24 protein-coding genes are annotated in these 26,907 nt (G+C 72.0%); 9 read left to right on the forward strand and 15 right to left on the reverse strand.

Going from position 1 to position 26,907, the window contains the following annotated elements; all coding sequences use genetic code 11:
- The first annotated feature begins 10 nt into the window (after positions 1-10).
- Positions 11-1,531, forward strand: coding sequence for an APC family permease (locus ACZ7MG_RS11575; protein WP_471382387.1), 1,521 nt, complete (start codon positions 11-13; stop codon positions 1,529-1,531).
- Positions 1,532-1,536: 5 nt separating this feature from the next.
- Entirely contained in the window at positions 1,537-1,962 is a 426-nt protein-coding gene (locus ACZ7MG_RS11580) for a universal stress protein (RefSeq protein ID WP_471382386.1), read from the forward strand.
- Positions 1,963-1,980: 18 nt separating this feature from the next.
- Here ACZ7MG_RS11580 and ACZ7MG_RS11585 read toward each other — a convergent pair whose 3' ends face one another.
- Genes ACZ7MG_RS11585 through ACZ7MG_RS11600 form a run of 4 tightly spaced genes read right to left on the reverse strand, consistent with a single transcriptional unit; the run spans position 1,981 to position 4,869 of the window.
- The gene (locus ACZ7MG_RS11585) at positions 1,981-2,346 is read right to left on the reverse strand and encodes a PH domain-containing protein (protein WP_471382385.1); all 366 of its coding nucleotides are present in this window, start codon (positions 2,344-2,346) and stop codon (positions 1,981-1,983) included.
- 36 nt (positions 2,347-2,382) lie between these two features.
- Positions 2,383-3,315, reverse strand: a complete 933-nt coding sequence (locus ACZ7MG_RS11590; RefSeq protein WP_471382383.1) for a hypothetical protein — start codon at positions 3,313-3,315, stop codon at positions 2,383-2,385.
- Positions 3,312-3,896 carry a DUF6932 family protein gene (locus ACZ7MG_RS11595; RefSeq protein ID WP_471382381.1) on the reverse strand — a complete coding sequence of 195 codons (585 nt, stop codon included), beginning with the start codon at positions 3,894-3,896 and terminating at the stop codon, positions 3,312-3,314. Before ACZ7MG_RS11595 ends, ACZ7MG_RS11590 begins: the two co-directional genes overlap by 4 nt.
- A 28-nt stretch (positions 3,897-3,924) precedes the next feature.
- Positions 3,925-4,869, reverse strand: a complete 945-nt coding sequence (locus ACZ7MG_RS11600; protein WP_471382380.1) for a helix-turn-helix domain-containing protein — start codon at positions 4,867-4,869, stop codon at positions 3,925-3,927.
- Between the two features lie 458 nt (positions 4,870-5,327).
- Between ACZ7MG_RS11600 and ACZ7MG_RS11605 the strand changes: the two genes are divergently transcribed.
- Together ACZ7MG_RS11605 and ACZ7MG_RS11610 are read left to right on the forward strand one after the other, a co-directional pair.
- Entirely contained in the window at positions 5,328-6,206 is an 879-nt protein-coding gene (locus ACZ7MG_RS11605; RefSeq protein ID WP_471382961.1) for a helix-turn-helix domain-containing protein, read from the forward strand.
- Positions 6,203-6,412 (forward strand): DUF397 domain-containing protein, encoded by a 210-nt coding sequence (locus tag ACZ7MG_RS11610; RefSeq protein WP_471382378.1) that lies wholly within the window; start codon positions 6,203-6,205, stop codon positions 6,410-6,412. Before ACZ7MG_RS11605 ends, ACZ7MG_RS11610 begins: the two co-directional genes overlap by 4 nt.
- A 36-nt stretch (positions 6,413-6,448) precedes the next feature.
- Here ACZ7MG_RS11610 and metG read toward each other — a convergent pair whose 3' ends face one another.
- The gene (gene metG, locus ACZ7MG_RS11615) at positions 6,449-8,065 is read right to left on the reverse strand and encodes a methionine--tRNA ligase (RefSeq protein WP_471382377.1); all 1,617 of its coding nucleotides are present in this window, start codon (positions 8,063-8,065) and stop codon (positions 6,449-6,451) included.
- A gap of 103 nt (positions 8,066-8,168) precedes the next feature.
- On the reverse strand, positions 8,169-10,007 hold the full coding sequence (locus tag ACZ7MG_RS11620; protein WP_471382375.1) for a VWA domain-containing protein: 1,839 nt from the start codon (positions 10,005-10,007) through the stop codon (positions 8,169-8,171).
- Between ACZ7MG_RS11620 and ACZ7MG_RS11625 the strand changes: the two genes are divergently transcribed.
- The gene (locus ACZ7MG_RS11625; RefSeq protein WP_471382374.1) at positions 10,000-10,671 is read left to right on the forward strand and encodes a hypothetical protein; all 672 of its coding nucleotides are present in this window, start codon (positions 10,000-10,002) and stop codon (positions 10,669-10,671) included. The two genes, ACZ7MG_RS11620 and ACZ7MG_RS11625, sit on opposite strands and share 8 nt — an antisense overlap.
- Before the next feature lie 228 nt (positions 10,672-10,899).
- A complete protein-coding gene (locus ACZ7MG_RS11630; protein WP_471382372.1) occupies positions 10,900-12,990 on the forward strand; it encodes a PhoX family protein in 2,091 nt (696 codons plus the stop codon).
- A 94-nt stretch (positions 12,991-13,084) separates the two neighbouring features.
- Here ACZ7MG_RS11630 and ACZ7MG_RS11635 read toward each other — a convergent pair whose 3' ends face one another.
- The 5 genes from ACZ7MG_RS11635 to ACZ7MG_RS11655 form a co-directional block, all read right to left on the reverse strand.
- Complete coding sequence (locus ACZ7MG_RS11635; protein WP_471382371.1) at positions 13,085-13,300, reverse strand: hypothetical protein; 216 nt, start codon at positions 13,298-13,300, stop codon at positions 13,085-13,087.
- A 159-nt stretch (positions 13,301-13,459) separates the two neighbouring features.
- The gene (locus tag ACZ7MG_RS11640; RefSeq protein ID WP_471382370.1) at positions 13,460-15,424 is read right to left on the reverse strand and encodes an FUSC family protein; all 1,965 of its coding nucleotides are present in this window, start codon (positions 15,422-15,424) and stop codon (positions 13,460-13,462) included.
- 57 nt (positions 15,425-15,481) lie between these two features.
- On the reverse strand, positions 15,482-16,570 hold the full coding sequence (locus tag ACZ7MG_RS11645; RefSeq protein ID WP_471382369.1) for an endonuclease/exonuclease/phosphatase family protein: 1,089 nt from the start codon (positions 16,568-16,570) through the stop codon (positions 15,482-15,484).
- Positions 16,571-16,928: 358 nt separating this feature from the next.
- Positions 16,929-17,378, reverse strand: coding sequence for a DUF7144 family membrane protein (locus ACZ7MG_RS11650; RefSeq protein WP_471382368.1), 450 nt, complete (start codon positions 17,376-17,378; stop codon positions 16,929-16,931).
- A gap of 184 nt (positions 17,379-17,562) precedes the next feature.
- Complete coding sequence (locus ACZ7MG_RS11655; RefSeq protein WP_471382366.1) at positions 17,563-18,348, reverse strand: alpha/beta fold hydrolase; 786 nt, start codon at positions 18,346-18,348, stop codon at positions 17,563-17,565.
- A gap of 136 nt (positions 18,349-18,484) precedes the next feature.
- On the opposite strand from ACZ7MG_RS11655, the gene ACZ7MG_RS11660 reads away from it, so the two are divergent.
- Entirely contained in the window at positions 18,485-19,924 is a 1,440-nt protein-coding gene (locus ACZ7MG_RS11660) for an aminotransferase-like domain-containing protein (protein WP_471382365.1), read from the forward strand.
- On the opposite strand, the gene ACZ7MG_RS11665 is transcribed toward ACZ7MG_RS11660, so the two are convergent.
- Together ACZ7MG_RS11665 and ACZ7MG_RS11670 are read right to left on the reverse strand one after the other, a co-directional pair.
- Complete coding sequence (locus ACZ7MG_RS11665; protein WP_471382364.1) at positions 19,839-20,768, reverse strand: hypothetical protein; 930 nt, start codon at positions 20,766-20,768, stop codon at positions 19,839-19,841. The two genes, ACZ7MG_RS11660 and ACZ7MG_RS11665, sit on opposite strands and share 86 nt — an antisense overlap.
- A 118-nt stretch (positions 20,769-20,886) precedes the next feature.
- Positions 20,887-21,330, reverse strand: coding sequence for a hypothetical protein (locus ACZ7MG_RS11670; protein WP_471382362.1), 444 nt, complete (start codon positions 21,328-21,330; stop codon positions 20,887-20,889).
- A gap of 181 nt (positions 21,331-21,511) precedes the next feature.
- Between ACZ7MG_RS11670 and ACZ7MG_RS11675 the strand changes: the two genes are divergently transcribed.
- Together ACZ7MG_RS11675 and ACZ7MG_RS11680 are read left to right on the forward strand one after the other, a co-directional pair.
- A complete protein-coding gene (locus tag ACZ7MG_RS11675) occupies positions 21,512-22,741 on the forward strand; it encodes a PP2C family protein-serine/threonine phosphatase (protein ID WP_471382361.1) in 1,230 nt (409 codons plus the stop codon).
- A 123-nt stretch (positions 22,742-22,864) separates the two neighbouring features.
- The gene (locus ACZ7MG_RS11680) at positions 22,865-24,235 is read left to right on the forward strand and encodes a hypothetical protein (protein WP_471382359.1); all 1,371 of its coding nucleotides are present in this window, start codon (positions 22,865-22,867) and stop codon (positions 24,233-24,235) included.
- 241 nt (positions 24,236-24,476) lie between these two features.
- On the opposite strand, the gene ACZ7MG_RS11685 is transcribed toward ACZ7MG_RS11680, so the two are convergent.
- Together ACZ7MG_RS11685 and ACZ7MG_RS11690 are read right to left on the reverse strand one after the other, a co-directional pair.
- Positions 24,477-25,904, reverse strand: coding sequence for a sensor histidine kinase (locus ACZ7MG_RS11685; RefSeq protein WP_471382358.1), 1,428 nt, complete (start codon positions 25,902-25,904; stop codon positions 24,477-24,479).
- 103 nt (positions 25,905-26,007) lie between these two features.
- Positions 26,008-26,739, reverse strand: coding sequence for a response regulator transcription factor (locus tag ACZ7MG_RS11690; RefSeq protein ID WP_471382356.1), 732 nt, complete (start codon positions 26,737-26,739; stop codon positions 26,008-26,010).
- Positions 26,740-26,907: the final 168 nt, after the last annotated feature.

Genomic DNA, 26,907 nt, shown 5'->3' on the forward strand with positions numbered 1-26,907 from the left:
GCGAGGGACCATGGCCGACCCGACCGCCGATGACACCGCCGACCCCCGCCCACCCGATGGGGAAGGGCTGAAGCCGAACGCGATCGGGTTCGTCGACGCGCTCGTCATCGGGCTCAACTCCACCTCCCCCGCCTACTCGTTGGCGGCGGTCATCGGCCCGGTCGTCGCGCTCGTCGGCATCTACGCGCCCGGCGTGATGGTGGCGTCCTTCGTGCCGATGCTGCTGATCGCGTCCGCGTTCTACTACCTCAACAAGGTCGACCAGGACTGCGGCACCACCTTCTCGTGGGTCACCCGCGCGATGGGCCCGTGGGTCGGCTGGCTCGGCGGCTGGGCCATCGCGATGACCGGCGTCCTCGTCGTCGGCTCGCTCGCGGACGTCGCCGTGAGCTTCGCCCTCCTCGCCTTCGGCCTGGACAGCTGGGTCGACAACGACGCCGTACGCCAGTTGCTCACCGTGCTGCTCATCCTCGTGATGACGGCGGTCTGCGTCATCGGCACCGAACTGTCGGCCAGGGTGCAGAACGTCCTCATCCTCGCCCAGGTCGTCTGTCTGCTCGCCTTCGCGGTCGTCGCGCTCTACCGCGTCTACGCCGACACCGGCACCCTCGACTCCATCGACCCGTCGATCAGCTGGCTGGACCCCTTCGGCCCCGGCGGCGCCTCCCTGACCAGCGCGCTTCTGCTGGGTGTGTTCATCTACTGGGGCTGGGAATCGGCGGTCAACCTCACCGAGGAGGTCGAGGACTCGGCGACCGCCCCCGGCAAGGCGGGCCTGTGGTCCACGGTCATCCTGCTGGTGACGTACGTGTCGGTCGGCTACGCGGTCGTCGCCTACGCCGGCACCGCATACCTCACCGAGAACGCCGACGACGAGGAGTACATCTTCGCGCTGCTCGCCGGTGAGGTGATGGGCGGCTGGGACTGGGTCGTCCTGCTGGCCGTCTCCACGTCCGCGCTGGCCTCCACCCAGACGACGATCATCCCGGCGTCCCGCACCGCGCTGTCCATGGCCCGCCGGCACGCGCTGCCCCGGCACTTCGCGCACATCAGCCCACGGTTCCGCACCCCCGACGTCAGCACCTGGTGGGTCGCGGGCATCGCCATCGCCTGGTACGTCGTCGTCAACCTCATCAGCGAGAACGCGCTCTTCGACTCGCTCACCGCGCTGTCCCTGCTGATCGCCTTCTACTACGCGCTGACCGGCCTCGCCTGCGCGGTCTACTACCGCCGCCATCTCACCGAGAGCGTCCACCACTTCCTGCTCATCGGCCTCGGCCCGCTGATCGGCGCGGGGCTGCTGGCCTGGCTGCTGGTGGAGTCGGTCTCCGACATGTCCGACCCCGCCAACTCCTACAGCGGCGTCTCCTGGTTCGGCCTCGGACCGCCGCTGGTCATCGGTATCGGCATCGCGCTCACGGGGGTGGTCATCATGGTCGTACTGCGCCTGATGACCCCCGCGTTCTGGTCGGAACGCCCGAGCGTGCCCGACCCCGACCTCGTCCACGGCGTCCGCGGCAAGGAGTCCTGAGAGACATGGCGATCGTTCTCGGATACGACGAGTCGCCGGGCGCGATGCGTGCGCTACGGGTCGCGATCGAGGTGGCGGCCGTGTACGGCGAACCCCTCGTCCTGGTCTACGGCGCGGCGGCCCCCGGCGGCGTGGGCGAGGAGTACCGGACCCATCGCGAGGCCCTCCACCAGGCCGGACGGGTCGCACTCGACCACGCGGTGGCGGCGGCGGACGCGGCGGGCGTACCGACCCTCGTCGACCTGGTCGACGAGAAGCCGGCGAAGGCCCTGCTGGACGCCGCCGCGCGCCACGACGGGCGGCTCATCGTGGTCGGCACGTGGGGCGAGAGCCCGATGCGCGGCGCCCTCCTCGGCTCGACCCCGCACAAGCTCCTCCACCTCTCCCGCATCCCGGTCCTCTGCGTGCCGGACGAGGACGAGGAGGCGTGAGGGCAGCGGTCGTTCGCGTCATCGGGCCACGAACTGCGTGAGGATCGCCTGCACCTCGTAGATGTCGACACCCTTGGTGAACGTCTTCTCGATCGGTTCATGCGTGCCCGACAGCCAGATCTTCAGCTCGGCGTCGAGGTCGAAGTGCCCGGCTGTCTCGACGGAGAAGTGCGTGATGCTGCGGTACGGGACCGAGTGGTACTCCACCTTCTTGCCGGTCAGCCCCTGCTTGTCGATCAGGATGAGCCGCCGGTCGGTGAACAGCATCGTGTCCCGTATCAACAGGAACGCCGCCTGAACCTGCTCCCCGTGCCCCAACAGCCGTCCATAGTCCTGCTGCGCCTTGCCAGGACTGACGGTATGCGCGTTTCCGAACAGTGCCATGCCTGGGGAGACGCGCGGCCGGGCGCACGGGGTTGCCTATAGCCCAAGCGGCAGCGAGGTCTGTTCGGCAGCCGGTCCCAGGTAGGTGTACTCCGTGGACCGAGCGATGCCCATGGAGTCCAACTGCTGCCGGAAGCGGACCCGGAAGTGGACGTTGTCTCCGAGGCCGGGGCGCATACGCAGCAGTTCCTCCGGTGCCTCGAAGCGGACCTCGAAGGCGGGCGCGTTCTTGGCCGTACCTGTCTTGACCTTCACGATGCCGCTTTCACGCAGCTCCGTGATACGGCCGGAGATGGTGATCTCCTGGTCGCGGTCCTTGGTCTCCCGGAGTCGCTTCACATAGAGCCTGCCCCGCTCCGTCAGCCGGGCGCGGCGCATCCGTCCTTCGGCGTCGTACCAGGTCACGCCCAGGTCCAGCTCGTATCGGCTCAGCGCGCGTGATACCGCCTCGACTGAGTCGAAGAGCCGCGCCCATTCGCGGATGTCGTGCTCGGCCTCCAGGGCGTCAAGCAGTGCGGTGAGGGTGCCGAGCCCCGTTGAGGCGGCGGATGTCGGGGGAGCATCCATGGCATCGGGATCCGGGGACTCGGTGCGGGTGGGGACGGGCCGGGCGTGCACGATGGTGCTGCCGGTGGAGATCCCGGTGAGTTCCAGTTGCACAGGTGTACCCGCCGCGACGGAGACCATGTGCTCCACGGGTTCGAGCAGTGCGTCGCCCCACTGGAAGCGGAGCGCACCACCGTCGGTCTCCGGTCCGGTCAGCCGGAGCTGGAGTTCCTCGTCCAGCCGAGCGTCGGGCGCGTATTCGCGTGCTGCGGCCAGACGGCTCGCCCGGTGTTCCGCCTCGATCTCCTCGTCGTCCCGGTCGTCGGTGCCCAGCGCGTCGAGGAGCCGTTCGGCACGCTCGGCCTCGGCGGGGTCGTCCCGCAGGAGCGCGCGCCTGCGCTCGCGCCAGCTGTCGCCGGTCACAGTCGCACCTCCAGATAGCCGCGTGCCGGGGCGGCACTCTCTTCGGATGGTGAGCGGTCGTTCTGGTCAGGCAGTCGGCAGCGCTGCCACCAGTCGTCCCACACACCCCGCTGCGTGAAGTATGTCCGTTCCTCGGGGGTGAAGCGTTCCGGCTCGAAGATATGCGCCACGGGTTGGTACCCGATGCGGAGCGGTGAGACGCCGTACTTCTCCCTCATCCTGGCGCGGCTCTGAAAAGCGGTGGTCAGCCACTTCGCTCCCCGCTTACCGCGTACGGCACGCTCGGCACGCGTGTCGATCAGGAGCGTGGCGTCGATATTCCCGGGATCGAGCTTGGTGCTCACGAAGCTGCCACCGAGCCACAGCCTGTGGATGAGCGGAAGGCCGGCGAGGGCACCCGCGTAGGTGTCCTCCAGGGTGAGGAAGGGATCGAGATAGTTGTGGAGGCCGTCCCACAGCTCTGTGCGGGTCTGGGAATCCTCGAACTCCGGGGCGCTGACCAGCATTTCCTCCGCCTCGTCGAAGGAGACGGAGTACCGGCCCAGCGGAAGGAATCCGTTAGCGGCGAAGGAAGGCGGCACATGAGGTCCTGTCAGGTGAAAGGGGGATTCATCCTGTCGGATCGGCTTCGGGGGTGTTGGTGGTTTCGGGGAGTCGGCCTGTCACTGGGTCCGCCCTGCCGCTGGTCGAGCACTCGTCGCAACGGAGGGGATCGGGGCCGCGGTAGCCGCGGTCGCAGGCGCGGCAGTTTCGGACCGGGTACAGGACTGCTGGTGGTGACGGCGGGGCGTGGAACGGTGGCAGGGGTGGGAGTTGCGCGGTCAGGCGGTGGGCCAGGAGGGCCGCGGGGCGGTACAGGGGTTCGTCGGGGAGGTCCGCGGTCAGGGCGTGGCGTACGGCGGTGGGGGCGATGTCGCGTACCAGCCAGGCGACGACGCCCGGTGCGAGGTGCTCCGCGTCGGTCTCGGAGAGGAGGAGGCGGGGGTCGTGGCGGCGGAGACCGGCGAGGAGGTCGGTGGCCGTGCGGAGCAGGGTGGGGGAGCTGTAGGCGGGCTGGGGGACGGCGGGCAGGCGCTTGCGGGGCGGGCGTTCGTCGGGTGCGGCGCGGCGGGCGGGCTTCCGTGGCGTCTCGGCCGTCGTCGAGCCGTGGGTCGCGTCGTGGGCCGTGTCGTGGGCCGTGTCGTGGTGGCCGGGCTTGTTGCAGGAGACCGTGCGGGTGACGATCCGGCCGCCGGGGGCGCGTTCGCGGGTGCGGCGGAGGTAGCCGTGGGCTTCGAGTTCGCGCAGGCCGGCGGCGATGCGGGCCGGGCTCTCGGGGAAGCGGTCGGCGAGGGATTTGATGTCGATCCGCGCGCCCGCGGGAAGCGACTGGATGTGCGTGGCCAGCCCGATCGCCAGCAGCGACAGCTCCGGGTGCTGGGCGAGGTGGTTGCCGATCACCGTGAAGCGGGTGGTGTGGCGGGCGTTGTCGTGGACGACTCCGCGGCCGGGGTGGTTTTTGCCCGCTGTACGGGCCTGGGCGCGCGGGGGCGCGCTAGGGTCTTGGGTATCCATCGGGAAGCTCCTACTTCCTCGGTGGTCAGGCCCTCGCCCTTGGGATTGCCGTCCCGGCGGGGGCCGTCGCATGTCTGGTGTCAGTTGTCTGTGGTGTGTGCCGCGCTGAGCGTAAGCCAGACAACCCCTCCCGAATCCAGCCGAGTTGCCGATGTTCACTCGCGGGAGTGAGTTTGCGCCGCGGGCGGGAGGGGTGGGGCTTGGTGGGGTTCTTTCTCTCCCGTGGTCCTTGGGAAAGAGCGCCGAGGGCACCGAAGCCCGGAGCGCTGGGTTGCGGTGTCACCTGCGGTGGGGCGGGCGGGGCGTCGTCGTGCGCATCCGTGTGCGCCTACCGTGAAGGGTGACTGTGGCGATCCGTGAGGTGACTGTCCGGAGTCTGTCCGGTGGTGTCCGGGCTGTCGGCGGCGGGCGTACGGGTAGGGGCGTTGCGGCACAGCGGCACGACGGAGGGTGCGGGGATGCGGCGGGTTGACGGTGACGAGGGGCGGCTCAAGACCGAGGCGGACGAGCCGGGTTGGGAGGTGGACCCGGACGACGACTGGGGTGTGGCGGTGATCGCCACCGTGGGGCGGCAGTTGAAGCTGCGGCGGGAGGCCGTGGGGATGCGGGCCGCGGAGTTCGGGGAGGCGGTGGGGTACGGGGAGGACCTTGTCTACAAGATCGAGGGGGGTAAGCGGATTCCCCGGCCCGAGTATCTGGACCAGGCGGATGAGGTGTTGGGGGCGGGTGGGCTGATCTCGGCGATGAAGGAGGACGTGGCCAAGGTCCGGTACCCGAAGAAGGTGCGGGAACTGGCCAAGTTGGAGGCACAGGCGGTTGAGCTTCAGCTCTACGATCCGCTGAACATTCACGGGCTGTTGCAGACGCCCGACTACGCACGCGGGCTGCTCCTGATGCGGCGCCCGGCATACACCGAGGACGAGGTGGAGCAGTTCGTCGCCGCGCGCGTGGCTCGCAAGTCGGTGTTCGGGAAGGAACCGGCGCCTGAACTCAGCTTCGTCCTGGAGGAGTGGACGCTCCGACGACCGCTCGGAGGGAAGGCGACGGTGCGTGGCCAGCTTGAGCACCTGCTGGAGATCGGGCAGATGCGGAGCGTGGAACTTCAGGTGATGCCCATGGATCGTGAGGAGCACGCCGGAGTGGATGGTGGGATCGACGTGCTGAAGTTCGCCGACGGCTCGGCTGTGGGGCGCTCGCCGGTAGTGGCCAACGGCCGTCCGGTGACCGACCCGAGGCAGCTCCGTATCCTTGAACTGCGCTATGGCATCATCCGGGCTCAGGCCTTCACGCCCCGTGAGTCAACCGCCTTCATTGAGCAATTGCTGGGGGAGACATGATCCGCAACACCACGGCTGGGGACGCCCCCGACCTGGCGTGGTTCAAGAGCAGCTACAGCAGTGGCAGTGAAGGTGACTCCTGCGTCGAGGTCGCTCTCGTCCCCGAAGTGGTTCACGTCCGGGACTCCAAGAACGCCGGAGGCCCCCGGCTCGCCCTGACGCCCGGCGTGTGGGTGGCTTTTGTGCGGTACGCCTCGGGGAGCTGACCCGGGAACGACAGGCGTTCCCGGGCTTCCGCCGCGTTACGCCTTCGGCTTCTCCTCCAGGCGCGGGAAGAGGATCGCGCCCTTCGTGATCGTCGAGCCGGGCGGGAGGATGCCCCACTCGCCCGCCTTCTGGACCTTCTGGTCCGCGAGGGTTCCGAGGGTGGGCTCCGCGCCCAGGGAGTCCCAGAGCTGGGCGGAGGTGTCCGGCATGATCGGGTTGAGGAGGACGGCGACGGCGCGCAGGGACTCGGCGGCCGTGTAGAGGATCGTGGCGAGGCGGGCCTTGCCCTCGTCGGTCGTGTCCTTGGCGACCTTCCACGGCTCCTGCTCCGTGATGTAGCCGTTGACCTGCTTGACGAAGTCGAAGACGGCGAGGATGCCGCCCTGGAAGTCCAGCTCGTCGCCGATCTTCCGGTCGGCCTCGGCGACCGCCTTGGCCAGGCCCTCGTGCAGCGCCTTCTCGGCCTCGCCGTCGGCCGTGGCCTCCGGCAGGGTGCCGCCGAAGTACTTGCCGACCATGGCCGCGACGCGGGAGGCGAGGTTGCCGTAGTCGTTCGCCAGCTCGCTCGTGTAGCGGGCGGAGAAGTCCTCCCAGGAAAACGAGCCGTCCTGGCCGAAGGCGATCGCGCGCAGGAAGTACCAGCGGTAGGCGTCGACACCGAAGTGCGAGGTCAGGTCCTGCGGCTTGATGCCGGTCAGGTTCGACTTCGACATCTTCTCGCCGCCGACCATCAGCCAGCCGTTCGCCGCGATCTTCCCGGGCAGGGGGAGGCCCTGCGCCATCAGCATCGCCGGCCAGATCACCGCGTGGAAGCGGAGGATGTCCTTGCCGACGAGGTGGACGTCCGCGGGGAAGGTGGCCTCGAACTTCTCCAGGTTTTCGTTGTAGCCGACCGCCGTGGCGTAGTTGAGCAGCGCGTCGACCCACACGTAGATCACGTGCTTCTGGTCCCACGGGATCGGGATGCCCCAGTCGAAGGTCGAGCGGGAGACCGACAGGTCCTGCAGGCCCTGGCGGACGAAGTTCACGACCTCGTTGCGCGCGGACTCTGGCTGGATGAAGCCGGGGTTCGCCTCGTAGTGGGCGAGGAGCTTGTCGCCGTACTCGCTCAGCTTGAAGAAGTAGTTCTCCTCGCTGAGGATCTCCACCGGCTTCTTGTGGATCGGGCAGAGCTTCTGGCCGGCGAAATCGCCCTCGCCGTCGAGCAGCTCGCCGGGGAGCTTGTACTCCTCGCAGCCGACGCAGTACGGGCCCTCGTAGCCGCCCTTGTAGATCTCGCCCTTGTCGTACAGGTCCTGCACGAACTCCTGGACGCGGTCGGTGTGCCGCTGCTGCGTGGTGCGGATGAAGTCGTCGTTCGCGATCTCCAGGTGCTCCCAGAGGGGCTTCCACGCCTCCTCGACGAGCTTGTCGCACCACTCCTGCGGAGTCACTCCGTTGGCGTCGGCGGTGCGCATGATCTTCTGACCGTGCTCGTCCGTGCCGGTGAGGTACCACACCTTCTCGCCGCGCTGACGGTGCCAGCGGGAGAGCACGTCGCCTGCGACGGTCGTATAGGCGTGGCCCAGGTGAGGAGCGTCGTTGACGTAATAGATGGGGGTGGAGACGTAGAACGCCTTGCCACCCTGCTTCTCGGTTCCAGTGGCCGCCATGCCGAAATCCTACTGGGCCTGGGGAGATCGACTCACACGCGTTTCGGGACGCGGACGGGCCCCGGTGTCCGCCGGGGCCCGTCCGTGGGTGGTGGTGCGGTGGCTACGGGCGCCAGCCGGCCAGGATGCCCTCGTAGACCTCGGCGTCCGTCAGCTCGCGGGGGGTCTCGCCTGCGAGGAAGTGGGAGGTGTTGGGCGTCTTGAGCTTGCGGAGGTAGTCGAAGGCCTTGTTCTCCGGGTCGCCGAACGCGACGAAGGCGAAGTGGACGGACGGGTGGTTCTTGGCGGCGTCCGCGAGGGCCTGGTTGGCGGGGGTCTTGGCGTCCGGGGCGCCGTCGGTCTGGAAGACGACGAGGGCGGGGGTGCCGTCGGGTGCCTTGCGGTGCTGGGTGAGGACCTCTTCCACGGCCACGTGGTAGCTGGTACGGCCCATGCGGCCGAGGCCGGCGTGCAGGTCGTCGACCTTGTTGTCGAACGCGTCGAGGGTCAGCTCGCCGGTGCCGTCCAGTTCCGTGGAGAAGAAGACGACGGGGACGGTGGGGGGTGTGTCGGGGTCCAGGTGGGCGGCGAGGGCGAGGGTCTGCTCGCCGAGGGCCTGGGCGGAGCCGTCCTTGTAGTACGCCCGCATCGACGCGGAGCGGTCCAGGACGAGGTAGACCTTGGCGCGGGTGTCGGTGAGGTTGTGCTTCGCGAGGGCGTCCTGTGCTGCGTGGTACGCGGTGCGGAGGGTTGCGGGTACGTCCGCCTCGGCTTCGCCTTCGCCTCCATTTGTTTTCCCACCCGCACCACCCGTGCGGCTTGCGTCGTCGTCCTCGGGTGCCACCTGCGGGGCGCCTCCACCGTCGGCGACCGCGGGTTCGGGGGTGGGGGCGTCTTCGGGGGCGGTCGCGGCTGCGGCTGCGGCTGCGGCCGCGGGCACGGGCACTGCCGTGGGCTCGGGGGCGGCCACCGGCTCGGGGGCCGGCTCCGGGTCAGATGCCTCGGACGGTTCGGGGGTGGATTCCTCTTCGGGGGCTACGGCCGTTTCCGGGGCGGCTTCCGGCTCGGGTCCGTCGGCGGGCTCCGGGGCGGCGGTGGCAGCTGCGGGTTCCGGGGCGGCGGTGGCAGCCTCGGGCTCGGGGGCGGCCTCGGGTGCGGGAGCGTCGGCGGGTTCCGTGGCGACGGCAACCTTGGGTTCCGGGGCGGCCTCGGGCTCGGGGGCGGCTTCGGATTCCGGAGCCGCTGCGGCTTCCGGCGCGGGGGTGGCCTCGGGTTCGGGGGTGGCCTCGGGTTCCGGTGCCGCTTCGGCTTCCGGTGCGGGGGTGGCTGCGGTCTCGTCCGTGGCTTCCGGCTTGGCCTCGGGGGCGGTCTGGGCCTCCGGCGCGGATTCCGCAGCCGCTGCGGCTTCCGGCTCCGGGGTGGTCTCGGGCTCGGTGACAGCCGTCGGCTCCGGGGTGGTCTCGGGCTCGGTGACAGCCGTCGGCTCGGGAGCTGCCTCGGGCTCCGGGGTGGCATCGCCTTCCGGCGCTGCTTCCGGTGCGGGCGTCGCCTCGACCACGGGCTCGGTGGTGGATTCCTGGGCGTCGGCAGCGGTGGGCTCGGGTGCCGTCACCGCTTCCGGCTTCGCCTTCGGCTCGGGCTCGGCCTCGGGCTTCGGGGCGGGCGCGGGCTCCGTCTCGGCCTCGACGACCGGCTCCGGCTCGGCCACGGCAGTGGGCTGCCGCGTGTCGTCGCTGGGGGCCTCGACCTCGGCCTTGGCGGTCGCCTCCGTCTCGGCTTCCGCGACGGCCTTGGGCTTCGCCTCGGCCTCCGGCGCCACACGCTGAGCCGCAGCTTCCGTCTCGGGCTCGGCCTCCGGCTCCGCCTCGGCGGCCGGTACCACGGTCTCGGCGTCCGCGGTCGCCTCCGCCTCGGCCTCCGGCGCCACAGGCTGAGCCGCAGCTTCCGTCTCGGCCTTGGCCACCGGCTCCGCCTCGGCGGCAGCACTCACCTCGGGCTCGGGCTCGGCGACCGGCGCTGCGGCCTTCACCTCGGCCGCAGCCGACCCCTCGCGCTCGGCCTCCCCAGCCGGGGCACCCGCCTCGGCCGCGGGCTCGGCCTCAGCCGCAGTCGGCTCCTCAGGCTCGGCCTCAGCCGAAGCCGCCGCCGAAGCCTCAGCCGAAACCGTCGCCGACGCGGGCGCCGAATCCGTACCCGCACCCGGCGTCGAAGCCGACCCCGACCCCGACCCCGACTCCGAAGGCGAAGCCGACCCCGACCCCGACCCCGAAGGCGAAGCCGACCCCGACCCCGACCCCGAAGGCGAAGCCGACGCCGACCCCGACTCCGAAGGCGAAGCCGACCCCTCGCCGTCCCGCGGCTTCGGGACCGTCACGTTGTCGAAGGCCGCCGAGACGAGTTCGTCGGCGACGGAGACGGAGGCCGAGGTGGGGGCGGGCTCGGGGGACGGGGCCGGGACCCTGGGCTCGGTGGAGGACACCTCCCCCTGGGAAGCGGAGGCGTCCTCCGTCGAGGAAACCCGCTCCGCCTCCTGCGAAGGAACCGTGTCGCGCCCCTTGCGTGAGCGGCTGAACGCATTCCGCAGGATGGAGAGAATGCCCATGTGCGCAACCCTTCGGGTGAGTTGAAGCCCGTCAATCCCTGGCCAGGACGGACACGTAAGGTTAGCGGCCGGGCGTGGCGATCTTGGGGTGGGGCGGGGGCCTTTCACTATCCCCGCCATCCCGCGCTGTCAACACCGCCTCAACTGCCGCAGGTTCACCCCCTGTTCACCTTCCGTCCCCGTTCTCGAACACACACCCCCCTAGCGTCGCGCTCACACCAAAAATGCACATAAGAGCATCGAGGAGCGCGCTGTGCGCAAGCTGCTGCCCATGATCGGCTCGCATCCCGGCGGCCGTTCCGCCCTGACCTGTCGGTTCCGCTGTGGTGACGCCTGCTTCCACGAGGTACCGAACACCAGCACCAACGAATACGTCGGCGACGTCATCGCGAGCGCGCTCAGCCGCCGCTCGGTGATGAGAGCCGCCGCCGTCGTCTCCGTGGCCGGCGCCGCCGGTACGGCCGTATCGCTCGGCACCGCCCCGTCCGCCGCCGCGGCCACCCCGACGGACGCCGAGAAGGCCGCGAAGGCCGCCGCGGACGCCAAGGCGAAGTTCCGGCCCAAGGGCCCCCGCGGTCTGCGGTTCACCGCCGTCGAGCCCAACACCGCCGACGCCGTGACCGTCCCCGACGGGTACAAGCAGAACGTCGTCATCCGCTGGGGCGAGCCGATCCTGCGCGGCGCCCCCGCCTTCGACCCGGAGAACCAGACGGCCAAGGCCCAGGCCGGCCAGTTCGGGTACAACTGCGACTTCCTCGCCCTGCTCCCGCTCCCGGGTGAGCGCGGACGCCAGCTGCTCGTCGCGAACCACGAGTACACCGACGAGATCCTGATGTTCCGCGGCTACGACGCCGCCAACCCGACCCGCGACCAGGTCGAGGTCGCCTGGGCCGCGCACGGCCTCGCCGCCGTGGTCGTGGAGGAGGACAAGCGCACCGGCAAGCTCACCGCCGTGCCCCGCCACCACCTCAACCGCCGGGTCACCGCCACCACCGAGTTCCGGGTGACCGGCCCCGCCGCCGGCTCCGACCTCCTGAAGACCTCCGCCGACCCGACCGGCCGCAAGGTCCTCGGCACGCTCAACAACTGCTCCGGTGGCACCACCCCCTGGGGCACCACGCTGCACGGCGAGGAGAACTTCAACCAGTACTTCGCCAACAGCAGCCGTGCCACCGACAAGCGGTACGGCATCGGCACCGGCGCCACCGAGCGCAAGTGGGAGCGTTTCGACAAGCGGTTCGACGTCGCCCAGGAGCCCAACGAGGTGCACCGCTTCGGGTATGTGGTGGAGTTCGACCCGTACGACCCGACGTCCACGCCGCGCAAGCACACCGCGCTCGGGCGGTTCAAGCACGAGGCCGCGACCATCCGGCTGACCTCGGACGGGCGTCCGGTCGTCTACTCCGGTGACGACGAGCGCTTCGACTACTTCTACAAGTTCATCAGCAGCAAGCGGATGAAGAAGGGGTCGGGCCGCGCGGTCCGCGAGCACAACCTCTCGCTCCTCGACGAGGGCACGCTCTACGTCGCCAAGCTCACCGGCGACTCCCCGGCCATCGAGATCGACGGCACGAGCAAGCTGCCGGCCGATGGCGAGTTCGATGGCTCCGGCGAGTGGATTCCGCTGGCCACCGCCACCGCCAAGGGCGCCGTCTCGCACGTGGACGGGATGACGGCCGAGGAGGTCTTCGTCTTCACGCGGCTCGCCGGTGACAAGGTCGGCGCGACGAAGATGGACCGCCCCGAGGACATCGAGCCCAACCCGGTCACCGGCAAGGTCTACGTCGCCCTCACCAACAACACCAACCGCGGTGTCGGCTCCAACGCCAAGGCGGACGAGGCCAACCCGCGCAACGCCAACAAGCACGGCCAGGTGCTGGAGCTGACCGAGCACCGCAACCGGCCCGAGAGCACCAGGTTCGGCTGGCTGCTCTTCCTCGTCGCGGGCGACCCGAACGACCCCGCGACCTACTTCGCCGGCTTCCCCAAGGACGACGTCTCCCCGATCTCCTGCCCGGACAACGTCGCCTTCGACTCGTACGGCAACCTGTGGATCTCCACCGACGGTGCCCAGCTCGGCTCGCACGACGGTCTGTTCGGTGTCGCGACCCGCGGTGAGCGGCGCGGTGAGCTGAAGCAGTTCCTCACCGTGCCGAGCGGTGCCGAGACCTGCGGCCCGATCATCCAGGACCGCCGGGTCCTGGTCGCCGTGCAGCACCCGGGCGAGCTGGACGGCGCCACCGTCGAGAACCCGAAGAGCGCCTGGCCCGACGGACCGGGCAAGTACGTCCGCCCGGCGGTCGTCGCGGTGTGGCGCGCGGACGGCCGCGACATCGGCGTCTGAGTGATCGGCGTCTGACCTTCCGTTCCGAAACGAGAATGCGGGCCGCCCTCCTGTCGGAGAGGGCGGCCCGCACGTTTTCGCGCCGGCGCGCGGCTCAGGGGGCCAGGCAGCTGACGCCCGGGGCGGCGGTCGGGTCCAGCAGGGCGGCCGGGTCGAGGAGCGCGGCGGGGTCGGCGAGTTCCGCCACGGCGGCCGGGGTCTCGGCGACACAGGTGATCGTGGCAACCGGGTCCGGGATGGCGTGGGCGGCCGGTGCCATGGCACCGGCCAGGGCGAGGGTTCCGAGCAGGACGGTCGCGGTGCGACGCATGAAAAATCCCCTTATTGGTCTTATAGGTAGGGCGGTTGAACTGGATTGATCATGTCGGCTTTTCGGCTGCGAATTCGCCCTCCGTCACCCGTGCGGGGATGACGTAACGATTCAGCGCTCTGCGCCGCGTTGACCCGGAGAGGGGGCGAGCACTTGGCCTCAGCGGGACGGTGACGTGATCGTCCGCGCCGCCGCCACTTCCTGGCGCAGCGGCTCCAGCACGCTCCCCGGCGGTCCGCTGAGGTCGGTGCGGACCTCGTAGAGGGTCTCCGTCCTCCGTAGCCCCTCCGCCAACTCCCTCAGCTGCAAGGTGAGTTGATCGACCTCGCCGGTGGACGGCGGTTCGGCGCCCTGTTTGACCCGGACCCGCGCGGCCGTCGTCGCGTCGACGATCCGCTCGACCGCCACCACCAGCGGCCACCAGGCGGCGGCCCGTCGGCCCACCGGCGGCGGTTCGGTCAGGGCCCGCTGGAACTCCGTACGGACGGCGGACAGGTCGCGGTAGAGGCGGCGGCGCATGCGCGTGCGCTCGGCGGGGTCGGCCGGGGTCTTCCCGAATGCGCGTTCCACGTACGAGGCCGTGTCGGCGACGGCGTCGGCGAGCCGGGCGCCGACCCGGGCGTGCCAGCTCTCCGGCCAGAGCAGATAGCCCGCGACGAGCGCGATGGCGCAGCCCATGAGGGAGTCGACGAGGCGGGGGAGGAGCAGTTCGGTGCCCTGGTGGTTGAGGGTGTCGGAGAGCAGCAGGATCACCGGGGTGATGGCGGCCGTCTGGTAGCCGTAGCCGCGGGGCGTGAGCACCGGGATGAGCGGTGCGAGCAGCAGCATCACCGGCACGTCCCACCAGCCGCGCGGCACCTCGGCGAGGATCCCGGCGGCGACCACCAGCCCCACGACCGTGCCGAGCGCCCGCAGCAGCGCCCGGGAGAACACCGACCCGAAGTCCGGCTTCAGTACGAACGTGATGGTCAGCGCCACCCAGTACGAGCGCGGCACCGGCACCAGCGACACCAGGGCCTGGGCGATGCCGATGCACAGGGCGAGGCGCAGGCCGTAGCGCCAGGAGGTGCCGGAGAGGGCGACGTTGCGCGCGACGCGGGCGGCGCGCACGCCCAGCGGGGCGGGGCGGCCCGCCCGGTCGCCGGCCTTCTTCAGCGCGTCCGGCGACTTCTCGGTGGCGACGTCGGCGGCGTGCCGCAGCGCCTGGTCGACCGCCTTGCCGATCGCGCTTTCAGGCTCCGGCAAGCGCAGCCCGAGCGGCCCCGAGTACCCCGTCTCGACGGCCTCGGCGAGATGCCGTACGGCCACCGGGATCTCGGCCGGCAGCGGACGGCCGGAGAGCCGTACCGCCGGGGCGGCCTCCACGAGCGGGGTGATCGCGTTCAACTGGGCCAGCAGCCGCACCAGTTCGGGGCTGCGGCCGTGGTGGCGGGCGCGGCGGGCGAGGACCAGGTCGTAGGACTGGTTGAGGGACTGGGTGACGAGGTGGCGGGCGGGGCCGTACGCGTCCGCGGCGCCGTCCGGGACGTCCGCCGTCATCGTCGCGAGGAGGTCGGCGACCTTGCGGTAGGTGTCGGCGACGGCGGTCCGTTCCGGGACGCCCGCGCGCAGCGGCCAGGCGAGGAGGGCCAGGGCGAGGACGAGGAAGCCGCCGCCGGTCATCAGCAGCGGGGCCAGCCACCACTGGCCCGGCAGGGGCAGGCCCGCGCCGATCACCGAGTTGAGCAGCAGGAGCAGCCCCGACACGGAGGCCACGGCGCCGATCGACGAGATCATCCCGGAGACGAGCGCGACCCCGGTGAGCGCGGCGACGGTGACCCAGCCCTGCCCGTACACCAGCGAGCCGAGGGTGATGCCCGCGGCGGCGAACAGCTGCGGGATCGCGATCTTCAGCAGCCGCATCCGGTACGCGTCCGCCGTGTCGCTGATGACGCCCGACAGGGCCCCCATGGAGGCGAGCGCGCCGTACTCGGGCCGCCCGGCGGCGAGCCCGAGGACGAGCGGCAGGGTCAGCGCGATCGCCGCGCGCGCGACGGCCGGCCGGTTGACCGGGGCCGGCTGCGGCTGGAGGTTCCGCACCAGCCAGTCGGGCGGCGCGAGACGGCTGGGGAACGGGCGGGCCATGCGCCCATTATGGGCACGGGTGATCGAGACTCCCGGGGGCGTCGGTGGCCCCCCGGTTCATCCGCGCCGGTGCAGGGCGAGATCCACGGTGACGGCGTTGTGGTCGGTGCCGGACAGTGCCCGGAAGCGGACCTCGCGGGCGGAGAAGTCCTTGTCGGAGACCAGGACGTGGTCGATCTGGGCGCCGAACCTCGGGACCGTCCGGGACGGCCACGTCGGCCGCCGGTCCTGTCCGGCCAGCCGGGCGGCGTCGCTCAGGCCCGTGTCGAGGATCGCGCGGAAGGCCGCGTGGTCCTGGGAGGCGTTGAAGTCCCCGGCCAGGATGGTCGCCGTCCGCGTGTCCTTCGCCGCGTACGCCCGCAGCGCGTCCAGCTCCCGCCGCCAGGTGTCCAGCTGCCCCGGCAGCGGCGGCATGGGGTGCGCCAGCTGGAGCCGTACGGGGGTGCCCTCGACGTCGGCGATCGCGCCGGGCATGCCCATGGAGCCGGGGATCGGGTCGGCGGCCTTCAGGGGGTAGCGGCTGAGGATGACGGAGCCGGTGGAGCCGTAGCCCTCGACGGACTGCCGGTACGGGTAGACCGGGGACGTCCCGCCTTTCCCGCCCTTGTCACCCTTCCCGTCCTTCTCGCTCTCATTGGCCGGGGCCTTCGCGCTCAGGTCGCCGACGGTGTCGCGGAGGGTGGCCGAGCAGGTGACCTCGCACTCCTCGACGAAGACGATGTCGGGGCGGTCCCGGAGCAGGACCTTGACCAGGGCGTCCGTGCCCTGCCCGAACTGCACGTTCGACGTCATCACCCGTACCTTCGCCACCACCTCCCCGGTCGGCTCGCTCGCCTTCCCGTACGGCTCGATGTACCAGGCCAGGGCGCCGAGCACGACGACGCCCCAGGTCAGGCCGATCCACCAGCGGGCCAGCAGGGCGAGCAGCAGTGCGAGGGCGGTGGGGGCGAGCAGCCATGGCAGGAACGCGAGGAGTTGGGGGACCGGGGTGAAGGCGTCGATGTCGGCCGCGCGGGAGGTGACGACGAGGGTGGTGCCGAGGAGGAGCAGGGTGGCGAGGAAGGTCTTGCCGCGGTGCGACTTTCGGCGGGGTGTTGGGGGTGGTTCGGGCAGGGGGTCCGGCCGTTCGATGGTCGCGCTCTCCACGGCCGGTGCCCTTCGGTTTTTGTTGGTGGGTCCTAGTAAGGACGGGTGGGGTGGGGGGAAGGTTGCGTGGTCGGGTGCGGGTCCGGTGGGGCTTCTCGCGCAGTTCCCCGCGCCCCTAAAAGACCAGGCCCTCCGGGCCTGGAAAGACGTCGGCCCCCGGGGCTGGAAGGGCGGCGGGCTGCGGGGCTGGAAAGACGGCGGGGCTGGGGCCTGGAAGGACGGCGGGGCTGCGGGGCTGAAAAGCAGGGGGCGTGGCCCCTGCTTTTCAGGGGCGCGGGGAACTGCGCGAGAAGTCCCACGGACCCGCACCCGCCAAAGCGACCCGTACCCCCGAGTTCTCAGGCGGCCCGCGTTCGGGCTACGGCGTCGGGTCCGGGGACGTCGCCAGGGACCAGATCACGAAGACCGCGATGGCGATGCAGACGACGGACCAGACGGGGGCGTACGGGAGGAACATGAAGTACTCGATGGCGAAGAGGGAGGTCAGGGCGATACCGGCCGCGCGAGCCCACTCACGGCCCTGGATGACGCCCCAGCCGGTGGCGAGGACGGCGACCCCGAACGCCAGGTGGATCCAGCCCCACGCGGTGAGGCTGAACTCGAAGACGTAGTTGCCGATGTTCGTGTACACGTCGTCCGTGGCGATCCCGGCGATGCCGTTGAGGATGCCCATGACGCCGATGACCATCATCAGGACACCGGCGAAGACCATCCCGCCGAGGGCCCACTCCGAGCGGGTCTCGCCGTGGTGTGTCCGGGTCTCCTGCGACGTGGGGTTCGTACGTGGTGCCGTGCTGTGCTGGGCCATGAGGGCCTCCTCCGACGGATGGACAGCGGGTGGACCGCTCACCCGCATGGTCACGCGGGAGGAGGAGGGGCGCATGTGCTGTAGGCCGAATGGGTGAAAATGGGGGTAAGTGGGATAGTTTGGTGGGTGGGGGGAAGAGGGCCCGGCCCCGGCCCCGGCCCCGGCCCCGTCCTCCGTGGGCGGCTCAGTCCACGCGGGCCAGGAAGGCCGTCAGGACCTTGTTGAAGTCGTCCGGGCGCTCCAGGTTCGGGAGGTGCGCGGCGCCCTCGACGATGTGGAGGGTGGAGTCGGGGAGCGCGGCGTGCATCGCCTCGGCGTCGGAGACGGGGGTGTACTCGTCGTCGGCGCCGACGACGACCAGCGCCGGGACGGTGACACGGGTGAGCAGCTCGCGGTAGTCGGGGCGCTCGGCCCGGCCGCGCAGGGCCGCCGCGGCGCCCTCGGGGTCGGTGGCCGTCATCATGCCGCGCACATGCGCCGCGACCTCCGCGTCCGCGTACGGCGCGACCATCTTGAACAGCACCTCGTCGGCGTACCCCGTCATGCCCTCGCGCAGCAGCCGGTCGGCCATGGCGTTCCGGGTGCGTCTGCCCTCCTCGGTCTCGGCGGCCGGGAACGTGTCGGCGAGGAGGAGGCCGCGGACGCGGTGCGGGTACCGGCTTACGCACTCCATCGCGATCTGGCCGCCCATGGAGAGGCCCCCGAGGACGAACTCGGCCACCCCGAGGCCGTCGAGCAGCGCCGCGATGTCCTCGGCGAACGTCGACAGCGGGGTGATGCCCGGGACGACCGGGGAGCGGCCGTAGCCGCGCAGGTCCGGGGCGATGACCCGGCGGGTCGCGGCGAACTCGGTGATCTGCGGGTGCCACATCGTGCGGTCGAAGGGGTGGCCGTGGATGAGGACGAGGGGGAGCGCGGGGGAAGAGTCCGGGCCCCCTTTGTCCTCATATGCGAGGAAGGTGGTGGTCATGGAACGACCCTAGGGTTCCTCAACTCCTCGGTGCAATAAGATCTTTGCCCTCGGTGCAATGTCGTGGGCGCCGGGGCAGGGGCAGAAGACGGGGACGGGAACGAGGGCGGGGACGGTGGGTGGAGGGGGAAGGGTCGTGGCCGACTACCGGCGGATCGCCGATCGCATCGCGGACGACATCGCCGTCGGGCGGCTGAAGCCCGGTGACCGGCTGCCGCCGCAGCGGGTGTTCGCGCGGCGGCGGGGGATCGCCGGATCGACCGCCGGGCGGGTGTACACGGAGCTGGTGCGGCGCGGGCTGGTGGTGGGCGAGGTCGGGCGCGGGACGTTCGTACGGGCGGCGCCCGCGGGACCGGCCGGATCGGCGGGGCGGGCGCTCGCCGAGCCGGCCGGGTCCGCGCCCGTGAACCTGGAGCTCAACTACCCTTCCGTGCCCGGTCAGTCGGAGCTGGTGGCCGCCGGGATCGCGCCGCTGCTGCGGCCGGATGTGCTGGCCGACGCGTTGCGTACGGCACCGGCCACCGGGACGGCCGCCGCGCGGGAGGCGGCGGCCGGACTGCTCGCCACGGCCGGCTGGCGGCCGGACCCGGAGCGGTTTCTCTTCACCGGGAACGCCCGTCAGGCCATCGCCGCGGCCCTCGCTCACCTCGTCCGGCCGGGGGGCCGGGTCGGGGTGGAGTCGCTCACGTATCCGCTGGTCAAGGAGATCGCCGGGCGGCTGGGTGTGACGCTGGTGCCGCTGGCCACGGACGGGGAGGGGGTGCGGCCGGAGGCCGTGGCCGCCGCGCACCGGGCGGCGCCGCTGTCGGCGGTGTATGCGCAGCCGACCCTGCACAATCCGACGTCCGTGACGACGGGGGCCGGACGGCGGGCCGAACTCGCGCGGGTGGTACGGGAGTTGGACCTGCCGGTGATCGAGGACCGGATCTGGTCGTTCCTGGCCGACGGGGAGTCGGCGCAGGCGGGGGTGCCGCCGTTGGCCGCGTACGCGCCGGAGCGGGTGTTCGTCGTGGACGGGCTGTCCAAGCGGGTGGCTCCCGGGCTGACGGTCGGGTTCCTGGTGGTGCCGGAGGGGCGGGCCGAGGGCGTGGCGGACGCGGTGCGGTCGGGGGGCTGGGCGGCGGGGCGGTTCGCGCTGGAGGCGGGGGTGCGGTGGATCGGGGACGGGACGGTCGGGCGGCTGGTCGCGGCGAAACGGGCGGACGCGGGGGTGCGGCAGCGGCTGGTGGCCGAGCATCTCGCGGGGTTCTCGGTACGGGGGGACGCGCGGGCGTACTACGCGTGGTGGGAGTTGCCGGAGGGGTGGCGCGCGGACACGTTCTGCGCGGCCGCGGCGGAGCGGGGGGTGGCGGTGACCCCGGGGGTGGCGTTCAGCGTGCCCGCTCTCGGCCTCGCTCGGGCCGTCCTGCCGCCGGGGCCCCCGGTGCCCCGGCGACAGGACGGCCCGCGGTCGCGGAGCGAGGGGGAGCGGGTGGCCGCTGCCGACTGCGTCAGGCTTGGGCTTGGGTCGGTTTCTCTGCCGGTGCTGGTGGGGGCGTTGCGGGTGCTCGGCGAAGTCGCGCGAGCCGGCCCGTGAGCCAGGCCGTGGTGGCGACGGTCGTGCCGAGGATCAGCAGGCCCCAGGTCACCGTGCGGAGCGTGGCGGTGAGGGCGTCGTAGACGGCGCCGACGGCCGCCGGGGAGACGTCCGGGGGCAGGTCCGCGAGGGTGAGATGGCGGCCGAGGGCCACCGCGACACCCAGCAGCGCGCCGCCGAGCGCCGTGCCGAGGCCCGTCGCGCAGACGGCCCGGCGGCGTTGCGTCGCGACGAGAATGCCACCGGCGGCCAGGGCGAGCGCGCCGACCGGGAGCCAGAACGCGGCGATTTCGAGCACGCGATATCCCTTCCTGAGCTGAACCAGTTCCGCGGCCGACAACACCTCGACCTCGGTGTGCGCGACCGGGATGCGATGGGCGAACGGCACGTGGTCGCGGACGAGTTGACGTTTGACGCGCTCGCCGACCGGCGCGAGGTCGATCGTCACGGCGCGCGCCTCGCCGCCCCCCGCCCCGCCGCCGTACGCGCCCTCCTCGCGCACCGCCTTCAGTACCGCGTCGTGCGCCGCGCGGTTCGCCGTGTGCCAGGCCGTGCGGAACGCCTCGGTCCGGGTGAAGGAGCGCGCCGCGTCATGGGTGAAGTCACGGACCGGCCGTCGTAGGCGCGGGCCCACCCGGACCTCGCGCAGAATCCCGGTGGCGACCGCGTTCGCGAGCGCCTCCCGTACGGCGGGGTCGGCGGCCAGGGGTGCCATGACCGCCTCGTACCGGGTCCGGTCCGCGATCTCGTACGTCGCCCACGCGGCCAGCGCGCCCAGCGGGGCGAGCAGGCAGGCGAGGACGGTCAGCACGGCCGACAGGGCGCCGCGGGCACGGTGGGGCACCCCTCCAGGCAAGACCCCCGCCCCCCACCGCGCGAGCGCTCGCGCCCCGCGTGACTGCGAATGGCCCCGCAGGACAAGCCGTACGGGGCCCACCGGCGGCCACGGCTCACGGGGAGGGTCAGGCCAGGCGGTGGCCCGTCGCGTCCTCGTGGGTGTAGTAGCGGTAGAAGTTCACGGCGAAGACCGGGGCCGCGATGGCGAGGGACATGACCGTGGAGCGCAGGACGGTGTGCTGGGAGGCCTGGCTGTAGAGGAAGCCGAAGGCGCAGCCCGCGAAGACGGCCCAGAGGAGGGCGTGGAACTCCCGGCGCAGGCGCGGCGCGAACGTCAGCACGGCGATGTGGACCGCCGCGAACACGAACGCCGTCACGAAGCCGAAGAGCAGGTTCCAGCCGGTGATGGGGCCGGCGTCGCGGTTCATGGCCGCCGCCCAGTAGCCGTAGACCAGGCCGAGGGTCACCGGCACGAGCAGGTTCGCGAGCGCGTGCGTGCGCTCGCTGAAGACATCGGGCGTGGCCCTGTGCGGGACCGGCCGGCCCGGAGTGGGTGCCGCTTGAGCCATCGGAGCACTCCTCTCTTCCCTCCCCCGCGGTTCCCCCACGGTTCCCCCGCCGTCCCCCGTGACTCTCCGCCCCGTCTACCAGAGCACACCTGGGGAGGGCCGCGGGCAAGTCGGGACGCGGAGGTTGTGACAGAGGGGGGCCGGGATGCGGCGGGGCCGGGGGCGTGTTTCGCTGTGGGGCATGCGGATGCGGATGCCGGTGCCGCGCGGGCGCCGGGAGCCGGACCCCGCCGAGCGGCAGCAGCTGCTGCTGCGGGTCCGCGGGCGGAACATCGCCTGGCTGCCGCCGCTGGTGGTGCTGCTCGCCGTACCGGTCCTCGACTGGTTCACCGGCGGCGACTTCCGGGTCCTCTCCTGGCTGGTGCTCGTACCGGGCACGGCCGCCGCCGTCTGCGGCGTGCGGACGACGGCGGTGTTCGCGGGGCTCGCGATGATCACGTACGTCGCGGGCGACAACTCCTGGACCCACCAGGAACGCACCGGCCTCCCCGACTTCATCCTCGTCGCCCTCGGCGGCATCCTCTCCGTGCTGGCCTGCGCGGTCCGGCTGCGCGGGCAGGAGCGGATGCTGCACATGCGGGCCGTCGTCGACACCACCCGCCGTATCCTGCTGCGCCAGCTGCCGCCGGACGTCGGCGGCCTCGACCACGCGGAGATCTACCTCGCCGCCGACAGCCAGGCCCGGGTCGGCGGCGACTTCTACGACATCCAGCCCAGCCCGCACGGCACCCGCGTCGTCATCGGCGACGTCCAGGGCAAGGGGCTCGCGGCGGTGGAGGCGGCGTCCGTGCTGCTCGGCACGTTCCGCGAGGCCGCCTACTACGAGTCCGACCCCGTCACCGTGGCCGAGCGGCTGGAGACCCGGATGGTGCGGCATGTGCGGTACTGCGCGCACGTCGGCCGCGACGACGCCGAGCGCTTCGCGACCGCCGTGCTGCTCGACTTCCCCGACCTGCGCAGCGCCCGGACCGACTGGGGCCCGGACCTCACCGGGCTCGACGCGGTCACCGTGGACGTCGTCAACTTCGGCCACGAGCCTCCGCTGCTGGTCCGGCCCGGTGGCGTACGGCCCCTGCCGATGCGGGAGGGACTTCCGCTGGGACTCGGCGAGTTGGTGCCCCGGGCGCCCGTGACGGCCCGGGTCCGGCTCGCCGCCGACGAGACGTTGCTGCTGGTCACGGACGGGGTGACGGAGGCGCGGGACGGGCGGGGCGCCTTCTTCCCGCTCCGCGCGTATCTGACCCGCGCCCTCGCCGCCGGGCCGCCCGCCCTCGACCCCGAGTCGCTGGTCCGGCTCGTCCGCGACGGCGTCCTCGCCCACACCGGCGGCGGCCTCGACGACGACACGACGATCTTCGCGGTACGGCGGGCGAGGGAGCCGATCCGGCGGGGGCCGGGCGCGCCGGACTGAGCGCCCGGCCCCCTGCTCCCGTGCTCCTTTCCCCCTTTGCACGCGCAGCGGTTACCGTGCTGGCTGGCGTACGTGATCGACGGGGGGTCGGCGGGAGCCGACGGGAAGCGAGGGGAGGGAACGATGCCCGGAACAGTGCTGCTGCTCGCGGCCTCGCCCATGGGCAAGGGGTGCCTGGTGGACGCGGCCTCCGTGCTTCCCGTACTGGCGGCCGTCACGCCCGAGGTGCTGTCCGGCACGGGTACGGCGAACGTCGTCGAGCTGGCCGATCCACTGGAGCCGCAGGCCGTGCTGACCCGGCTGCGGGCGGCGGCGACCGCGCCCGGCCCGCTGACCGTGTATCTCGCGGGGCAGCTCCAACTCGACCGTAAGCAGCGGCTGGTGCATCTGGCGTTGGCGCGTACGACGCCGGCGACCGTGCGGTACACGGCCTTTCCGTGGCACTGGATCGTGGAGGAGCTGCGGTTGCGGGCGCCGGGGAGTACGACCCTGTTCGTCGATCTGCATGCCGACGCGGAGGTGTGGGGGCGGTTGGCGGGGCAGCCGCTCGGGGGTGGGCCCGGGGTGAGTGTGTACGGGCGGGTCGCGGGGCCGGTGGCGGGGATACGGCGGGGGGTGGGTGTGCCGGGGTATATGAAGGCCTTGGCGACGATACTGCGGAGTGGGCAGCGGCCGGGGGCGGCGGCGCTGCATGAGCAGGTGCTGGCGCGGGCGGGGTTCGGGTTCCACGGGGATCTGATTCTGGCGTACGACGCGACGGGCTCCGGGGCGCGTTCCGTGCCGGGTGCGGTTCAGGTGCCTGGGGGTTCCGTGGGTGGTTTCGCCCCCGCCGCCCCTACCCATTCCCGTCCCCTGGGGGCTGCGCCCCCAGACCCCCGCCATCGCCCTGCGGGCTCGTCCTCAGACGCCGGACGGGCTGAGATGAGCGGGGCCACCACGCCCGCCACGCCGGGCCCATCCACCGAACCTGCCCTGCCTGCCGTGCCCGGTCCGTCCGGCTCGGCTGTGGTGGCGGGGTCGGCCGTTCCCTCGCCCCCCACCGACCCCCACGGGGCGATCACCCTCGCCGTCGAGGCGGGGCGGCATGGGGAGGCTGCGGAGTTGGCGGCTCGGTGGGAGGCGGGGGCGTTGCGGGAGTTCGGGGACGGGTCGGAGGAGGTGTTGCACTGGCGGGAGGTGCGCGCCGATCTGGCGATGTTCGCGGGGGACGCGGCGGGGAGTTGTGCGGTGTGGATGGGGGTCGCCCGGGCGCGGCTCGCGGCGGGGCGGCCGGAGCGGGACCCGGCGGTCGAGGCGGCCGTCGACCGGGCGCACCATCAGTGGGGGCTGGTCACGGACGCGGCGCGCGCACGGGAACTCGGCGTCGAGTTCGTGGAGTTGCGCGGCCGGGTCCCGGGGCGGCGGGCCGGTGCCCTGGAGCACGCCCGGCAGCGTCTGGCCGAACTCGGGGGAGGTTCATCGGAGTTGAGGTCGGCCCAGCACGTGCCCGGTTAGCCGAGCCGGTCGATGAGCCGTCGTTCCGTTCGTCGTAGATCGATGAGCCGTCGATCTGGGCGCATACCGGGCCGACCTCGGAGGGGGAGTTGTGCGAGGCCACCGTGTGTACACACGGTGGACACCACACGTGGATCACTTAAGCGGGCACGGTTCCGGAACCGATCGGAGTTCGATCAGAGAATGATCAGAAACTCCCCAGCCGTTGGCAAAGTCCACCCCGCGTACACACCCGCGTGTGTCAGGACGACGCCGGGATCCGCACCCTGAACCAGGCGCCCCGGTGGGACGGATGGGACGCCTCCAGGGTGACCGTGCCGCCGTGGGCCGTCGCGATCGCCGTGACGATGCTGAGCCCGAGCCCGCTGCCGGCGGCCCGTGTCTCCTCACCGCGTACGAAGGGGTCGAAGAGCCGGGCGCGGAGTTCGTCCGGGATGCCGGGGCCGTCGTCCAGGACCTCGACGACCCGGTAGCCGTCCTCCGTACCGAGCCCGAGTGTGGTCGTCGTCCCCGGTGGGGTGTGCGCGCGGACGTTGGTCAGCAGGTTGGCGACCAGCTGGTGCAGCCGCAGCGGGTCGCCGGTGACCGTGTGGTCGCCGGGGGCGAGCAGCAGCCGTACGGGGTGCCCGGGGTGGCAGTCGCGGGCGGCGGAGGCCGCGTCGCGGCACAGTTGGGCCAGGTCCACACAGGTGAGCTGGAGGGGCTGGCCGAGATCGAGTCGGGTCAGCAGCACGAGTTCGTCGATGAGGGTGCTCATCCGGCCGACCTCGGTGGCGATCCGGCCGAGCGCCTCCTGCCGCATGGGCTCGTACGCGGGGTCGCCGACCCGGGCGAGTTCGGCGTAACCGGAGATCGTGGTCAGCGGGTTGCGCAGTTCGTGCCCGGCGGCGGCCATGAACTCGCGCAGCCGCCGCTCGGAGTCCCGTCGTTCCCTGACCTCGCGGCGGCCGAGGCGGCGGGCGCCGACCAGGACGCCGGCGAGCAGGGGGAGCGCGGCGGCCGTCTCGAACTGCAGGAGGCGCTGGACCGCCAGCCGGTCGTCGGCGGTGGACCGGGCCGTGACGACATAGCCGCCCTCCTGACCCCGGCCCGCCCCCGGCGTGCGCACCACCTTCGCCCGGTAACTCTCCCCGAACGCCACCGGGTCGGCCCGCTCCGCGTACGCCTTCAGCCGGGCGGGTGTGAGCGCCGGGAAGGGTGGGAGGCGGTCGGCGCCCGGGTGGCGGTCTGCGGCCGGGTGGCGCGCCACGACCTCGCCCCGGGCGTCGAGGACGAGGATCAGGAAGTGGTCGTCGGGGAGCGGGGTGCCGGCGAGGGCGGGCCCCGGTGCCGGTGGTGTGGCACCGGTCGTCGTGGCACCGGTCGTCGTGGCACCGAGGCCGCCGATGGCGCTGAGCGCGGCGATCTCCTGGTCGGTGCGGGCGGCCAGGTGCTGGGCCAGGGTGTGCGCGGAGAGGGCGGCGACCGCGCCCAGCGTGGCGAGGGTGGCGATCAGCCAGAAGCCGACGGTGCGTCGACCGGTGCGGTGGGGGTGGATCGGCTGCTCGACGGGGGCCACGGGGGCCACGGGGTGCGCGGGGCGCCCGGGGTGGGGGCGGGTGCACGTGTCACTCGGCGCGAGCAGTCCGGCCGCCCTGATGGTCTCGCCCAGCGCGGTGAACCCGCTCATCCGTCCAGCCCGTCCACTCGGCCCCGTCTCTTCCTTCGCCCCGTCTCTTCCTTCGCCCGCCCGCCCATTCTGCCGCGTGACGCCAACTCCCCCTGCCTCGCGCTCAGTTCGCGCAGAGCTGGTAGCCCACGCCCCGGACCGTCCGTATCAACGACTGGCCGGGCTCCCCCAGTTTGCGGCGCAGGTAGTAGATGTAGGTGTCGACCACCCCGGATCCCTCGTCGCGGTGGTTCCAGACGCGTTCCTGGATCTGGCCCCGGGACAGCACCCGGCCCGGGTTCTCCATGAGGTAGCGCAGCAGGGCGAACTCGGTGGTGGTGAGTTCGACGGGGCGTCCGGCGGCCCACACCTGGTGGGCGTCGGCGTCCAGTTGGACCGCGCCGGCGCGCAGGCGGTCGCGGTCGGGCGCGGGCCGGCCGCCGCCGGCCCGGCGCAGCAGGGCGCGGACGCGGGCGGCGACCTCCTTCAGCTCGAACGGCTTGGTGACGAAGTCGTCGCCGCCCATGTCGAGCCCGCGCACCCGGTCGTCGACGCCGCCGAGCCCGGTGAGGAAGAGGACGGGGACGGCGTTGCCCCTCTCGCGCAGGGTCCGGCAGACCTCGAAGCCACTGAGGTCGGGGAGGTTGACGTCGAGGAGGATCAGATCGGGGCCGTACCGGGTGACGGCCTGGAGGGCCTGACGGCCGGTGGCGGCGGCGGTCACCTGGTAGCCGAGGAACTCCAGCGCCATCGTCAGCATGGAGCGGATCCCCTCCTCGTCGTCCACGACGAGCAACCGTCCGGCCGAAGACGCTGGTGGGGTGGTTGAGGGAGCGGAGGGCACAGGCGTGGTCATGTCCTGTTCCTTTGCGACCGTGACCTCGAATCGGAATCGAGGCCTCACGTTTCGAACAGGGCCATATCGTCACACATACCGGCAGGTAAGGGAGAGCGGATTCCGCTTCATTCGGAACGACTCATTCCTGTGGGGCGTCCCTGGTGGGGCATCCCAGGTGGGGCAGGG

The organism is Streptomyces sp. NPDC107538 (assembly GCF_055657445.1).